Source organism: Flavobacterium sp. RSP49, from assembly GCF_003968735.1.
Taxonomy (GTDB): domain Bacteria; phylum Bacteroidota; class Bacteroidia; order Flavobacteriales; family Flavobacteriaceae; genus Flavobacterium.
Genome location: NZ_RYDN01000026.1, coordinates 29,041 through 42,676, shown reverse-complemented (window position 1 = coordinate 42,676; position 13,636 = coordinate 29,041). Strand labels below are relative to the sequence as shown.

9 protein-coding genes are annotated in these 13,636 nt (G+C 36.3%); 2 read left to right on the top strand and 7 right to left on the bottom strand.

All coding sequences use genetic code 11. The features are described from left to right. The first annotated feature begins 627 nt into the window (after positions 1 to 627). On the top strand, positions 628 to 3,441 hold the full coding sequence (locus EKM02_RS11715) for a T9SS-dependent M36 family metallopeptidase (RefSeq protein WP_126455367.1): 2,814 nt from the start codon (positions 628 to 630) through the stop codon (positions 3,439 to 3,441). Positions 3,442 to 3,700: 259 nt separating this feature from the next. Here the strand turns inward: EKM02_RS11715 and EKM02_RS11710 are convergent, their stop codons facing one another. The 7 genes from EKM02_RS11710 to EKM02_RS11680 all read right to left on the bottom strand — a co-directional run bounded on the left by EKM02_RS11710 (position 3,701) and on the right by EKM02_RS11680 (position 10,518). After that, the gene (locus EKM02_RS11710; protein WP_126455365.1) at positions 3,701 to 6,244 is read right to left on the bottom strand and encodes a TonB-dependent receptor; all 2,544 of its coding nucleotides are present in this window, start codon (positions 6,242 to 6,244) and stop codon (positions 3,701 to 3,703) included. A gap of 243 nt (positions 6,245 to 6,487) precedes the next feature. After that, complete coding sequence (locus EKM02_RS11705) at positions 6,488 to 6,901, bottom strand: RrF2 family transcriptional regulator (RefSeq protein ID WP_126455363.1); 414 nt, start codon at positions 6,899 to 6,901, stop codon at positions 6,488 to 6,490. Between the two features lie 191 nt (positions 6,902 to 7,092). Further along, on the bottom strand, positions 7,093 to 7,887 hold the full coding sequence (locus EKM02_RS11700) for a TPM domain-containing protein (RefSeq protein WP_126455361.1): 795 nt from the start codon (positions 7,885 to 7,887) through the stop codon (positions 7,093 to 7,095). Continuing rightward, entirely contained in the window at positions 7,887 to 8,324 is a 438-nt protein-coding gene (locus EKM02_RS11695; RefSeq protein WP_126455359.1) for a TPM domain-containing protein, read from the bottom strand. Before EKM02_RS11695 ends, EKM02_RS11700 begins: the two co-directional genes overlap by 1 nt. A gap of 150 nt (positions 8,325 to 8,474) precedes the next feature. Continuing rightward, a complete protein-coding gene (locus EKM02_RS11690) occupies positions 8,475 to 9,062 on the bottom strand; it encodes a LemA family protein (protein WP_126455357.1) in 588 nt (195 codons plus the stop codon). A 69-nt stretch (positions 9,063 to 9,131) separates the two neighbouring features. After that, positions 9,132 to 9,464, bottom strand: coding sequence for a MerR family transcriptional regulator (locus EKM02_RS11685; protein ID WP_126455355.1), 333 nt, complete (start codon positions 9,462 to 9,464; stop codon positions 9,132 to 9,134). A 76-nt stretch (positions 9,465 to 9,540) separates the two neighbouring features. Further along, positions 9,541 to 10,518, bottom strand: a complete 978-nt coding sequence (locus EKM02_RS11680) for a M23 family metallopeptidase (protein WP_126455353.1) — start codon at positions 10,516 to 10,518, stop codon at positions 9,541 to 9,543. Between the two features lie 338 nt (positions 10,519 to 10,856). Between EKM02_RS11680 and alaS the strand changes: the two genes are divergently transcribed. Continuing rightward, the gene (gene alaS / locus EKM02_RS11675) at positions 10,857 to 13,550 is read left to right on the top strand and encodes an alanine--tRNA ligase (protein WP_126455351.1); all 2,694 of its coding nucleotides are present in this window, start codon (positions 10,857 to 10,859) and stop codon (positions 13,548 to 13,550) included. The last annotated feature ends 86 nt before the right edge of the window (positions 13,551 to 13,636 follow it).

The following is a 13,636-nucleotide window of genomic DNA, read 5'->3' as shown; positions in this document are numbered from 1 at the left end:
GCAAAAACGTTTTTGCAAGTGTTTAATTAAATATTTTTATCTAATAATCTGTATCGGTTATTCAGGACAAGACAAAAATATTTTAAAATTGGTGTGCATTCAAAATAAGGTGCTAACAGTCTGGTTATTATTAAGTGCATTAATGTTTTTGTAAGTAATTCATAGACAGATTTTTGCCTTATTATAGTGCTGGTATAACTTATAAAAACTCGGGTGTAGAACCAGTGGTTTTGTGTTCTTTGTACTGATTGTGGCCAAATATATAGCTGTTTTAACGCTGGTGCATTAGATGTGGATTGCATTTTGTAGTCTTCAAAACATTATACATTAGTTTGTTTTTAAAAGGAATAAAACTGATTGGTAAGTTTAGCTTGTAGTTTTAAGCACTAGAATTTTGAATAACAGAATATTGTCTTTTATAAACGTGTACAAATATGTTGTTGGTATTGCTAAAAAATATTTTTTTCTTTTATTTTAGGGCAATAAATTGCTATTTACATTCTTTTTTATGTTTAAATATAAATTATTGGTTTTTTATTTCAAATTATACGCTAAAATTTATAAAATTAAATTTCATAAATTACTTTCGTCGTAAATTTGAATTAAGTAATTAAAAATCGGCTATTTATGAAAAACCTTTACTCTGTTTTTTTGTTTTGTTCTTTTTTAACCTTGAGCACCGTGAGTCATGGTCAAGATAAAAAAGATATTATAAAAAACTATCTGCTTGTGAATTTTGCAAGTTTAAATTTATCTGCTTCAGATGCCAATCAATTTACCATAACTAGTTATGGAACGCTTAAAAATAAGGAGTATTTGGTTGCTTACCTACAACAAGAAGTTGGAGGCATTAAAATTGCTAATACATCAGCAACAGTGCTTTTAAAAAACAATGTGGTTACTAGCTTTACGCATATGTTCGTAAAAAACATATCGGGAAGCATTAGTAGCGGGACTGCAAGTTTAACTGCAACTGAAGCAGCTAAACAAGCAATTAATCAGCTAGGACTAAACGGTTCTGCTGGAGTAGAAGTAGTGAATTATGCCACTAAAAAGGATGTATTACCTTCCGAATTGGGTAGTACAACTTTTGAAGCACCACTAACTTATTTTAAGAACATCAGCAATAGCTATGTATTGGCGTATGAGATTATTGTCAAAGCTCCAGACTCACATTGGTGGTCAACTAAAATTAATGCTACAGATGGCGCCCTCTTGAGTCAGTCTGATTTAATGATCAGTTGCAACTTTGACGTTCCTGTTGTAACAGATGCAATTCCAATAGATGCAAGAAGCCACAAGAACCACACCCATAGCTATGGTACTGATAAGCTTTCATTCAACTTTAAAAATGACAGCAAAAAAGTTACTTTAGTGAAATCTAATTCAGCTCTTTCTGCTTCGGATGGGTCAAAATATAATGCGTTTCGTATGGGTGTTGAAACACCAAATCACGGTAGTCGCAGTATAATTCAAAATCCTGCCAACATTGCCACTCAACCAGCTGCAAGCGCTGTTCCTTCACCGCAAGGATGGCATGATTTTGCTGGAGCAAAAGAGACTAAAACAAAAGGAAATAACACACAATCTTATGAAGATAGCGGTAATAAAAATGCACCCGCTAATGATAATTCTTTTGCCGCAGAAAACGGCGCTACAGGAGCATTAAGTTTTGATTACCCTTTAGATTTGACCCAGGCACCAATCAACTACCAAAAGGCGGCTGTTGTTAATTTATTTGTATGGAATAATTACGTGCATGATTTTTCATACGCATACGGTTTTGACGAAAATAATGGAAATTTTCAAGAAGACTCTTACGCCCGATTTAACGCAATTGACGGTGTAGTAAACAATTGGGATGGTGATGAAGTACAGGCTGAGGCTCAGGATGGTAGTGGACTTAACAACGCTAATTTCGGTACGTTGATTGATGGATTTGAGCCAACCATGCAAATGTTTTTGTGGGGTGCTTCTCCTTTTGGAGAATTTCTTGATGTGATCGCTCCAAGTGCAACTGATATTCGTAAGTCATATGCATCAGCTCGTTTCCCATTTGTAGCTATTCCTAGAGAAGCAAATCCTTCTCTTGATAGTAAATTAGTACTTGCAGAAGATGACGGGACTCCGTGGCTTGGAACAAACACCACTCCCCCCGGTACACCAGCACAGAGTCCGGATCCTAGGGATGGATGTACAGCTTACACTGCTGCCGGTGCGGCTGCAGTTAAAGGTAAAATTGCTGTTGTTATCCGCGGTATTTGTCCGTTTGTTGATAAAATTACAATAGCGCAGGACAATGGTGCTATTGGTGTCATAGTGATTAATAACGCTCCAGGCGCTGGTCCAGTAAATGGAGGCGGTGTACCATATAAACCGATTACAATCCCCACAATAGGTTTATCTTTTGAGGATGGAAAGATATTGCTGGACAAAATGGCGACAGAAGCCGTTTTTGGTAGACTAATTGACAGAGGTCCAGCTGAAAATTTAATCAACAGAGATGGAGATTTAGATCAAGGGATCATCGCGCACGAATATGGGCATGGAATATCTACTCGTTTAGTAGGAGGCCGGAATCGTATTGACTGTTTATTGGGTCAAGCCCATGAAGAGCAAATGGGAGAAGGTTGGTCAGACTTTTTTGGACTTGTAATGACTCATAGAACCGGAGATACTCAAGGTCAAAAAAGAGGAATAGGAACATACGTACAATTTCAGAATACTGAAGGACCAGGAATACGTCCTTCTCCTTATTCTACTGACATGGGAATCAATGATTACACTTACGCTGATATTGCTAGTCCTAAATTAAGTGTGCCTCATGGTATTGGTTTTGTATGGGCAACTATGATTTGGGATATGTATTGGGCTTTTATCGGCACATACGGTTTTGACCCAGATATCTATTATGGAACTGGAGGAAACAACATGGCTATCCAATTAGTAATGGATGGTCTAAAATTGATTACCTGTGATAATGTTGGTTTTGTGGAGGGTAGAGATGCAATAATAAAGGCCGACGCAGCACTTTATGCAGGTAAAAATGAATGTTTGATTCGTGCAGTATTTGCAAGAAGAGGTGTTGGAGCTTTGGCCCTTCAGGGCACATCTGCACGCAGAGATGATCAAGTGGAAAACTTTCAAGTTAATCCTTTACTAGGTCCTTGTAATTCTTTATCTATTTTTGATAATACAAAAACTTTATTCAGTATCTATCCTAACCCGATGACTTCTGAAGTGTTTATCAATACAAATAAAAACGCAGGGAATGCTGTAATATCTATATTTGATATCAACGGAAGACAATTAATAGAGTCTAAAATGGACTTAGCTACCGAATCTAGAGTAGACACGGGTAATCTTGTTCAAGGGGTTTATATTATAACTATAAAATTAGAAGATGGTACAAGTTACAGTCAGAAGTTGATTAAAAAATAAGAACCTTCAATGGTTTTTTCAATGAGCCTATCTATATTAAACTGCCCTCAAAAAGTTAGCCGCTTTTTTGGGGCAGTTTTTTTGTATTACAAATGCCGCACAAAAAAAACAGAGTATATGCTGCTTTTGAGGACAAAATAGTTCAACATTAAAGGTTTAAAAATGTAAAAAAATTAATACGGTTAGTTTTATTTGCATATCTGGCACAATCAAAACTCAGTTTTACTGGTGCTGTTGTTCTTGTTTATATTTAGTGCTACTATAACGAATAACGAAGTGTAATACCGTACGTTCTTTGGTCACCTAATACTCCTGCATATTGTCCTGAATTTCCACCCGCCGGTAATAGTTGTTCGTAGTACTCTTTGTCGAAAAGGTTACGTCCCCAGAATTGTACCGACAAACCATCTGTTGCACGGAAACCTACACGAGCATTCAATAAGGCATAACCCTGAACGACTAAATATTTTGAAGCAGATGGACTAGAAGAGAATTCAGAACGGGCATAAGAATCAATTCCAAAGAATATTTTTCCTGTATTTCCAAAGAATCTTGCTTTATCGGAAAGTTCACCCCCTAAAGAACCTGCCCATTTTGAAGCACCAGGTAAAGCAGTTCCTGAAACATCTTTAAAGGATACTGCTGCTCCTGTTTCTTCTAACGGAAGAGGTGCATTTGTAAATTTGACATATTTACCGTCTGTATAGGTCGCTGCTCCATTGATGGTTAAATGTTTGTTGATTACAAAACTAGCGTCTAATTCTACCCCTTTTACCGTTACTTTATCTGCATTGGCAAGATAGCCACGGTTTACACCTAATTCAGCGGACTGTACATTGGTTTGAAAATCTTTGATATCGGTATTAAAGAAGGTAAAATTGAATATTGAGTTTTTAAACGGTGCTGTTTTTACTCCAATTTCATAATGATTTACTTCTTCCGGTTTAATTACTGCAAGTTCAAGAATGGGTTGTCCGGCAAGAGTAGGTAATCCAGCTACGTTTATTCCAACTGGTTTGTAGCTTTTTGCAAAAGTAGCATACACATTAATCTTTTCAGTAGCTTTAAAAAAAACAGTTACATTTCCAGAAAAGTCAGTATTATCAGTGTTAGAGGTAAAAGACTGCTCTGTATAAACTAATTTTTTCAAAGCAATTAAGGCTGGATCATTCGTTTGAAGTCCTCCGTAGGTTTTACGATTGTAGTCTGCTGCTTTTTTATCATAATTATATCGTAAACCTGTTAATACGTGCAAACGATCTGTTAATGCCCAGTCCAATTGTCCGAAAACTGCTGCACTGGATGACTTAATTTTAGCAGTAGTTTTTATTCCGTATCCTTCAAATAGACTCGGTGTTTTCCATAAATTACTAGTGGTACTTTGTGAAAATCTCCATTGCGCATTCCCAGACTCTTCGGTACCATCAGTTTTTGATGTTTGGTCAATAAAAAAGACACCTACAACACCATTTATTCTTGAGGTAAGTATACTGGCATACCGAACCTCTTGTGATATCTGTGTTTGTCTAGAAGGATTTTGCGATTTGGCTAATACTTGTAATCCTGTATAATCTCTATCGTTTGACGGATCCCAATTCCAAAAACGCCAAGCAGTTATTGATTTAAGTGTTCCATTGCCAGTTTTTGAATCTATATTAAGAGAAATACCTCCCATATCTTGTCCGGAACGCCAAGGTGTATCGTGGTCAATTTTACGATCAAACGCATTTGAACTTGGCAACTGATAATTCAAATCTGCAATTATTGCATCAAATTGTCGGTAAGCCGCTCTTTGTGTAGGTGCTACACCAGCAACTACCTGTGCATATCCGTCTGGACGATGCGTTGTGATATCTGCCGCTAATATAATATTGGTTCTTTCAAAAGGTGTATATAGCAATTGTCCCCTAATTCCGTGATTATTGAGGGTATTGGTAGATTTTCCTGTCGCAACATTATGGATTAAACCGTCACGTTGCGTTCCTGAAAATGATATCCGTCCAGCTATTTTTGAACTCAAAGCTCCAGTAACCGCAGCTTTAACTTGCAAAAAGTTATAATTTCCGTAACTGACTTCAAAGGTAGCATCTGGAATAAAACTTGGTTTACGTGTTGTAATGTTAAAGGCACCTGAAGTGGTGTTTTTACCAAATAGTGATCCTTGTGGGCCGCGCAATACCTCAATTTGTTCTACATCGATAAAATCTAAAGTGGCGGCGGCTGGACGTGCATAATAAACACCATCAACATAGAAACCAACACCCGGATCGATTCCGTCATTTGTAAGTCCAAAAGGGGAACCTAAGCTTCGAATATTAATTCCCGTATTTCTGGGGTTTGATGAATACAATTGAACGGATGGGACAAGTTCTTTTATGCGATTAACGTTAAAAGCTCCGGATTGTTCTGCCTGTTTTCCCGTTATTACGGAGATTGCAATTGGCACATCTTGTACTTTCTCTATCCGGCGTCTTGAAGAAACGACCACCTCGACCAATACATTTACTTCAGTAAGATTTATTTGTAATGTAGATATCGGTAAGGAAGTAATTTCTATTTCTGAGGTTTTATATCCCACATATTGAACTAAAAGAGTTAAAGGGAATTTTCCTTTCGAGTCAATCGTAAATTTTCCGCTAGAATCTGTAAATGAGTTAGAATCTGTTTCTTTTAGTACAATATTTGCGGCTTCTAATGGTATGTTTAGGTTTGTTGTAATTACACCTTTAATGTTTTGCGCAAATGATATTGAGAACGTTAAAACGGATAGTATTACAAGGGTATTATTTAGATAAATTTTCATGTTAAGTAAGTATATGTAATTAGTAGAATTTAATTTAAATTTTTTTACTAACTCATACACATCATTTGAGAGTTCTTTTTTGTACTTATAATTAGATGTTTTTTGCGGGATCGTCTATGCAAAAAAGCAAACTTACTTCGGTACGTTTTCATATTTTTAAATTTGTATTGTTAATGATATTTTAAATTCGAGGCAAATATATAATTAATTCTATAAAATTAGTAGAGTTTAAATAATATTTTTTTATTTTTTTACCAATGAAGCAATAGTGATGCCTTCCATAGCCTTTAAAGTTTCTTCTCTAATACTAATTAATCCGTGTCTTAGTAGGCATTCCGACTCATTAACGCAATCAGAACAACGTTCATAAAAATTCAATGAAGCACAAGGTAGCAGGGCAATTGCACCATCAAAAAGCCTGTGAATATCGGCTAAAGTAATGTCATTTTTGGATTTTAAAAGATAATAACCTCCAAATTTCCCTTGTTTGCTCCCTACGAAATGGCCTCGTTTAAGATCCAATAGAATCTGTTCCAAAAACTTTTTTGGAATAGAGGCTGCCTCGGCAATTTCGATAGTTCGAGAAATATGGGTTTCTTCTTGTTGCGCTAAAAACAGCAGTGCTTTTAGCGCATATTTGGCTTTATGTGAAAGCATGTAATATCATTGATTGATTAATTTGGCTACTAATTTGGATTATTGCTATTCTGTCAATAGATTTTAAAAAAATGAGCTAAATTATTGGTATTTAAAAAGAAATCTACTTTTATAAGTTGATTATCAATCACTGTCTTATTGTTTAGTTAGCAAGGTCTTAATTTGGAAACGCATCCCTGTAAGCGGTATTGCTACCAACTACCACTTGATCCGCCACCAGAGAATCCCCCGCCGCCAAAACCGCCACCAAAACCACCTCCAGAAGAGCCTCCGCCGCCAAAACCGCCGCCACCTCTGCCACCGGCAAGACTGCTTAAAATAATAACGTCGAGTAGACTTGGACCTCCGCCACCGGAATTTCCTGAATTTCCACCCCCTTTATTTCGGGATATTAATACCAGTATCACGATCACGATAACTATAATAGGCAGTATCGGGAATTCTTTTTCTTTTGGTGTTTGTTTGCGAACACCTTTGTATTTGCCTTTAAAAACATCAATTAAGGCATCTGTTCCTTTGTCTAATCCACTGTAATAGGTTCCCTTTTTAAATTCTGGAATGATTATATTCCGGATTATTTCTCCACCAGTTCCTGCGGTAAGCCTGTCTTCTAGACCATAACCAGGGTTTATTGCAATTTTTCTTTCGGTTTTAGAGAGTAAAATAATGACACCATTGTCTTCTTTTGCAGTTCCTCCAATTCCCCAAGTTTGTGCCCACCGGGTAGCTAATTGACTTACATCTTCCCCTTTTAGGCTTTCTATAGTGATCACTACAATTTGCGTTGTGGTAGAGTCAGAGTATTTAATCAGTTTTTCTTCTAATTGTGCTTTTTCTGTGGCACTTAAAACCTTGGCATAATCGTAAACAGAGGTTTGTAACGTTGGTTTTTCAGGTATGGTTAATTGCGCAAAACTAACTTGTGTAAATAACAGATAAACAAACAACTTTAGGCAAATTAGGGTATTCTTTTTTTGTAATAGCATTATCCTTTAGATATTTCGTTTGATAATTCATTCGTGTCTCCCTCTTGCCAAGGAAAATAACTTTGTAATTGTTCACCGGCTCTGGTGATTCCGTCAATAAGTCCTTGCTTGAAATTCCCGGTTTTAAACTGAACGACCATTAGATCCCGTGTACAATTCCAAAAGTCATCTTGAACAACATCATTGATGCCTTGGTCTCCACAAATTACAAATTGGTGATCATCAACAGCTAAATATATTAAAACACCATTTTTAAGTTCGGTTTCATCCATTTTAAGTTCATGAAAAACGTCTCTGGCTCGTTCATACGCATCCATGGAAGTTGTTTTTTCTATGTGAACTCTAATCTCACCAGAAGTGTTTTTTTCAGCCATGCGAATAGCTTCAACAATCTCCTGTTCGTTTTCCGGGGTTAATAATTCTGCTACTTTTGACATTGAGATATTTTTGAGTTAAGATTAACGATTTTTGATTTCAGCAATGTTAAATCTGAAGTCAAAAATCGTTAATTTTTAAAAGGTTGTTTCTTGAATTTAAATTTGATTTATTCTGACCTATAAAAATATATAAGATCTAATAATCCAATTTTAGAAGTTTACTTCAACAGGTGCATCCGCTCCTTCAACAGCAGTAAAATATGCTTTGTCTTTGAATCCAAACATTCCTGCAAATAAGCTGTTTGGAAACGTTTTAATGTGTGAATTATAAGGTTTAACTGCTTCGTTAAAACGTGTTCTTGCTGTTAGAATTTGATTTTCTGTGCTAGCTAATTCATCTTGTAATTTCAAGAAATTCTGGTTGGCTTTCAGCTCAGGATAGCGCTCTACTGATACTAACAATCGAGACAAAGAACTACTAACACCACTTTGTGCTTTGTTGAATTCAGCTAATTTTTCCGGTGTGATGTTCGTTGGGTCAATAGTAGTTGAGGTAGCTTTGGCACGTGCCTCAATAACAGCAGTCAAGGTACTTCTTTCAAAATCAGCAGCACCTTTTACAGTATTTACTAGATTTCCAATCAGGTCATTTCTTCTTTGGTACGCCGTTTGCACATCTCCCCATGATTGTTCTACTGTTTGGTTCATTGTTACCGCAGTATTATTAATCCCTTTAATCCAGCTGTACATACCAATAATAATAACTCCTACGATAATCCAAGGCAAAAATCTTTTCATCTTTGTTTAATTTAATGTTTGTTGTTTAATTTTAATTGTAAATGGTAGGATCCCTGTTTTGTTTTGGGATTACAATTCGTTTTTAATATTTGTTAATTGTGTGCGTATCGTTTCTAATTTCCGGATTATTTCAAAATTATCCAAAGCCTTCTTTTGTCCTTCCTTCAAATGGGTTTTAGCCCCTTCCAGCGTAAAACCTCTTTCCTTGACTAAATGATAAATCAATTGCAAATTAGTGATATCCTCGGGTGTAAACATGCGATTGCCCTTGGCATTTTTTTTTGGTTTCAAAATATCAAATTCATTGTCCCAAAAACGTATCAGCGAGGCGTTCACGTCAAATGCTTTGGCTACTTCGCCAATGCTATAATATCTTTTATCTTTAGAAAGTTCAATGTGCATATTTTTTATTTTAATCTTTTCTGAACACTTCTTTTATAAACTGTTACGACTGAATACTGAACACTTTGTTAAAGGATTAATCTAGCGATTGATTCTCTTGATTCGCTAATTGTGCTATAGCAACATACTCTACTGCCGAAATGTTTCCATAATAAAAATTAAGCGGATTTACCACTTTGTTATCTTTATGAACTTCATAATGCAAGTGCGGTGCTTCAGATCTTCCGGTACTTCCCACATATCCTATTACATCTCCGCGTTTTACACGCTGTCCAGCTCGTATTTTATATTTACTCAAATGCGCGTATAATGTTACGTATCCAAATCCATGCCGAATTACAATATGATTTCCATATCCAGAGGCCCTATTGTCGGCGGTTATTACAATTCCGTCTCCAGTGGCATAAATTGGAGTTCCTGTTTTGGCGGTAAAGTCCATTCCCTCATGCATTTTTCTTACTTTTGTAAACGGATCTGTTCGATAACCAAAACCAGATGCCAGTCGTTTTAAATTTTCATTTCGCACTGGCTGAATGGCAGGAATGGCAGACAAAAAATCACTTTTAGCATCTGCCATTTTCAAAATGACATCCAGTGATTTGGATTGAATGGCGAGTTCCTTACTTAATACATCAATTCTTTTGGTGGTATTCAGTACCAACTGGGAATTGTCATATCCCTCTAGTACTTTATACCTGTTTATTCCCGGTAATCCCGCTTTCCGGACAGAGTCAGGAATTGCTGTTTTATTAAAATATACCCGATACAAATTATTATCTCTCTCTTCAAGAGCCTCAACTACGCTATTTACCTGATCCATTTTTTTATTTAAAATCGCATAATTCAATCTTAAATTTTCAATTTCACGAGCCTGCAACCGATCTTTAGGCGTTTCAAAATAAGGGGTGTTCAATAATACAATAAAACTCAAAAAACCAAATAATATCGAGGCCAGCAAAAACAGAATGATAACACCAAATTTTCTTCTTTTTCGAGTTTTTATTTTCCTATACGCTAAATTTTCAGAATCGTAATAATATTTTACTTTCGACATATTTTAAAATACCCTATTTTTGCACACTGTAAAAGGTTAGACGAACAAATTTAAGAAATGTTTCATTTGTTACACCCTTTTTTCAATAATAAATAAAATAATGTGCCTATTCCAGCTATTTGTTGCAAGTTCTCGTTTATAAATTTTTTTTCTAATGAGCTAGCAGGAGCTTCCTTCGGTCGCTCTGCCACCTCAAGAAAAAATAAATGTATAAATCTCGAAGCTTTTCACTACTATCTGGGGCAAAAGAAATTAAAAGATTTAATGATTAAAAGATTGAAAAATTCAATTCTAACTAATCTTTAAATTTTTGAATCTTTAAATATTTAAATAAAAAAATGAAATCACAAGACGTACGCAAACAATTTTTGGATTTTTTCGCATCAAAGGGACACTTAATCGTTCCATCGGCACCCATAGTTCTCAAGGATGATCCAACACTAATGTTCAACAATTCAGGGATGGCCCAGTTCAAAGAATATTTTTTAGGTAACGGAACTCCAAAAAGCAACAGAATTGCTGATACGCAAAAATGCCTTCGTGTTTCAGGAAAACATAATGATCTGGAAGATGTAGGTTTTGATACCTACCATCACACCATGTTTGAAATGCTGGGGAACTGGTCTTTTGGAGATTATTTCAAGAAAGAAGCTATCAACTGGGCATGGGAACTTTTGACAGAAGTCTATAAAATTCCAAAAGAAAACTTATACGTATCCGTTTTTGAAGGTAATCCAAGTGAAAACGTACCATTCGATCAGGAAGCTTGGGATATTTGGGCGGCATTAATTGACGAAGACCGTATCATTCTTGGAAACAAGAAAGACAATTTCTGGGAAATGGGAGACCAAGGACCTTGCGGGCCGTGTTCAGAAATTCACGTTGATATTCGTTCTGCAGCAGAAAAAGCCTTAGTTTCAGGAAAAAGTTTGGTTAACAATGATCATCCCCAAGTAGTGGAAATCTGGAACAATGTATTCATGGAGTTCAACCGTAAAGCCGATGGTTCTCTGGAAAAATTGCCAGCAAAACACGTTGATACCGGAATGGGATTTGAGCGTTTGTGTATGGCATTACAAGGAAAAACATCCAATTATGATACGGATGTGTTTATGCCACTTATCGAAAAAGTAGAGCAAATTACAGGATTAAAATACACATCAAATTCCGTAGGTACAAGTCGAGACTTGTCCGTACCGAATGCAGATGAGGAAAAAATAAATATCGCTATTCGGGTAGTAGTCGATCACGTTCGTGCGGTTGCATTTGCTATTGCCGATGGACAATTGCCATCAAACACAGGTGCTGGTTACGTAATTCGTAGAATTTTGCGTCGTGCCATTCGGTACGGATTTACGTTTCTTAATATAAAAGAACCGTTCATCAATCAATTAGTTACTGTTTTAGCGAATCAAATGGGAGAGTTTTTTCCGGAAATCAAATCGCAACAACAATTGGTTACGAATGTAATTCGGGAAGAAGAAGTATCGTTCTTGAGAACATTAGACCAAGGATTGCAATTATTAGAAAATGTGGTTGCCGAAACTAAAGGTTCAACAGTTTCTGGAATAAAAGCGTTTGAATTGTATGATACGTTTGGATTTCCAATTGACTTGACCGCATTAATTCTTCGAGAAAAAGGATTCGAACTGGACGAAGCTGGTTTTAACGCCGCCATGCAAGAACAAAAAAAACGTTCCCGTGCGGCATCGGAAGTTTCTACCGAAGACTGGTTGCTATTAGTCCCAGGAAATGTAGAAACATTCGTAGGCTACGACCAATCAGAAAGTGACGTAAAAATCACTCGCATTCGTAAAGTAGACAGTAAAAAAGATGGTGTTTTATACCAAATCGTTTTAGACAAGACCCCGTTCTATCCAGAGGGTGGAGGACAAGTGGGTGATAAAGGAACGTTAGTTTGCTCCGCCAGTTCGCTAACGCTCGGGTCTGCAAATGAAACTATCGAAATCATCGATACGAAAAAAGAAAACAACCTGATTTTACATCTTGCAAAAAAATTACCGGAAAATATAAATGCTGGTTTTGTAGCCAAAGTAAATCAAGATTTGAGAAGTTTGTCTTCCAGAAATCACTCGGCGACACATCTAATGCACCAAGCCTTGAGAAGTATTCTTGGAACACACGTAGAACAAAAAGGTTCGCTAGTAAATCCAAACTACTTGCGTTTTGACTTTTCTCATTTTGCTAAAATGACGGAAACCGAATTGCAGCAAGTGGAAGATTTTGTAAATGCAAGAATTCAAGAGCAATTACCACTAATTGAAAGAAGAAATATTCCTTTTGCGCAAGCAGTTCAAGAAGGAGCGATGGCACTTTTTGGAGAGAAATATGGAGATGAGGTTCGGGCAATCAAATTTGGCGAAAGCATGGAATTATGCGGTGGAATCCACGTGAAAAATACAGCTGAAATCTGGCATTTCAAAATCGTTTCAGAAGGAGCGGTTGCTGCAGGAATTCGTCGTGTAGAAGCGATTACAAGTGATGCGGTAAAAGCACATTTTGCTTCGCATGAAAGCACATTGAATGAAGTAAAAATAGCCTTAAAAAATCCTCAGGATATTCTGAAAGCCGTTCATTCGATGCAAGAAGAAAATGTCAAATTGACTAAGCAAATTGAGTTTTTGGTAAAAGATAAAGTCAAAAATATTAAAGTGAGTTTAATCGCTGAGATACAGGAAATTAATGGCGTTCAATTCTTGGCAAAACAAGTCGATTTGAATCCGGAGGGAGCAAAAGATTTGGCGTACGAATTAGGAAATTTAGGAAATAACTTGTTTCTAGTTTTGGCTACAGTGAATCCCGAAGCTTCTGGAGAAAAACCAATGTTGACCTGTTATATTTCTAAAGAATTAGTTGCGGAGAAAAACCTAAATGCAGGACAAGTGGTTCGTGAATTGGGTAAATTTATCCAAGGTGGAGGCGGAGGACAACCATTTTTTGCAACAGCAGGAGGGAAGAATGTCGCAGGAATTCAGCAAGCTTTAGAAAAAGCAATTGAGTTTGTAAAGTAATTATATCGTAATTTTTTTAATATATTGGCGAGAAATAAAAAAATGACTGAAAACGAGATTTCAAAAATTGTTATTGATGTTTGTTA

Excerpts from the sequence above, each read along its gene's own strand:
- EKM02_RS11715 (WP_126455367.1), top strand. The coding sequence starts at position 628 with ATGAAAAACCTTTACTCTGTTTTTTTGTTTTGTTCTTTTTTAACCTTG.
- EKM02_RS11710 (WP_126455365.1), bottom strand. The coding sequence starts at position 6,244 with ATGAAAATTTATCTAAATAATACCCTTGTAATACTATCCGTTTTAACG.
- EKM02_RS11705 (WP_126455363.1), bottom strand. The coding sequence starts at position 6,901 with ATGCTTTCACATAAAGCCAAATATGCGCTAAAAGCACTGCTGTTTTTA.
- EKM02_RS11700 (WP_126455361.1), bottom strand. The coding sequence starts at position 7,887 with ATGCTATTACAAAAAAAGAATACCCTAATTTGCCTAAAGTTGTTTGTT.
- EKM02_RS11695 (WP_126455359.1), bottom strand. The coding sequence starts at position 8,324 with ATGTCAAAAGTAGCAGAATTATTAACCCCGGAAAACGAACAGGAGATT.
- EKM02_RS11690 (WP_126455357.1), bottom strand. The coding sequence starts at position 9,062 with ATGAAAAGATTTTTGCCTTGGATTATCGTAGGAGTTATTATTATTGGT.
- EKM02_RS11685 (WP_126455355.1), bottom strand. The coding sequence starts at position 9,464 with ATGCACATTGAACTTTCTAAAGATAAAAGATATTATAGCATTGGCGAA.
- EKM02_RS11680 (WP_126455353.1), bottom strand. The coding sequence starts at position 10,518 with ATGTCGAAAGTAAAATATTATTACGATTCTGAAAATTTAGCGTATAGG.
- alaS (WP_126455351.1), top strand. The coding sequence starts at position 10,857 with ATGAAATCACAAGACGTACGCAAACAATTTTTGGATTTTTTCGCATCA.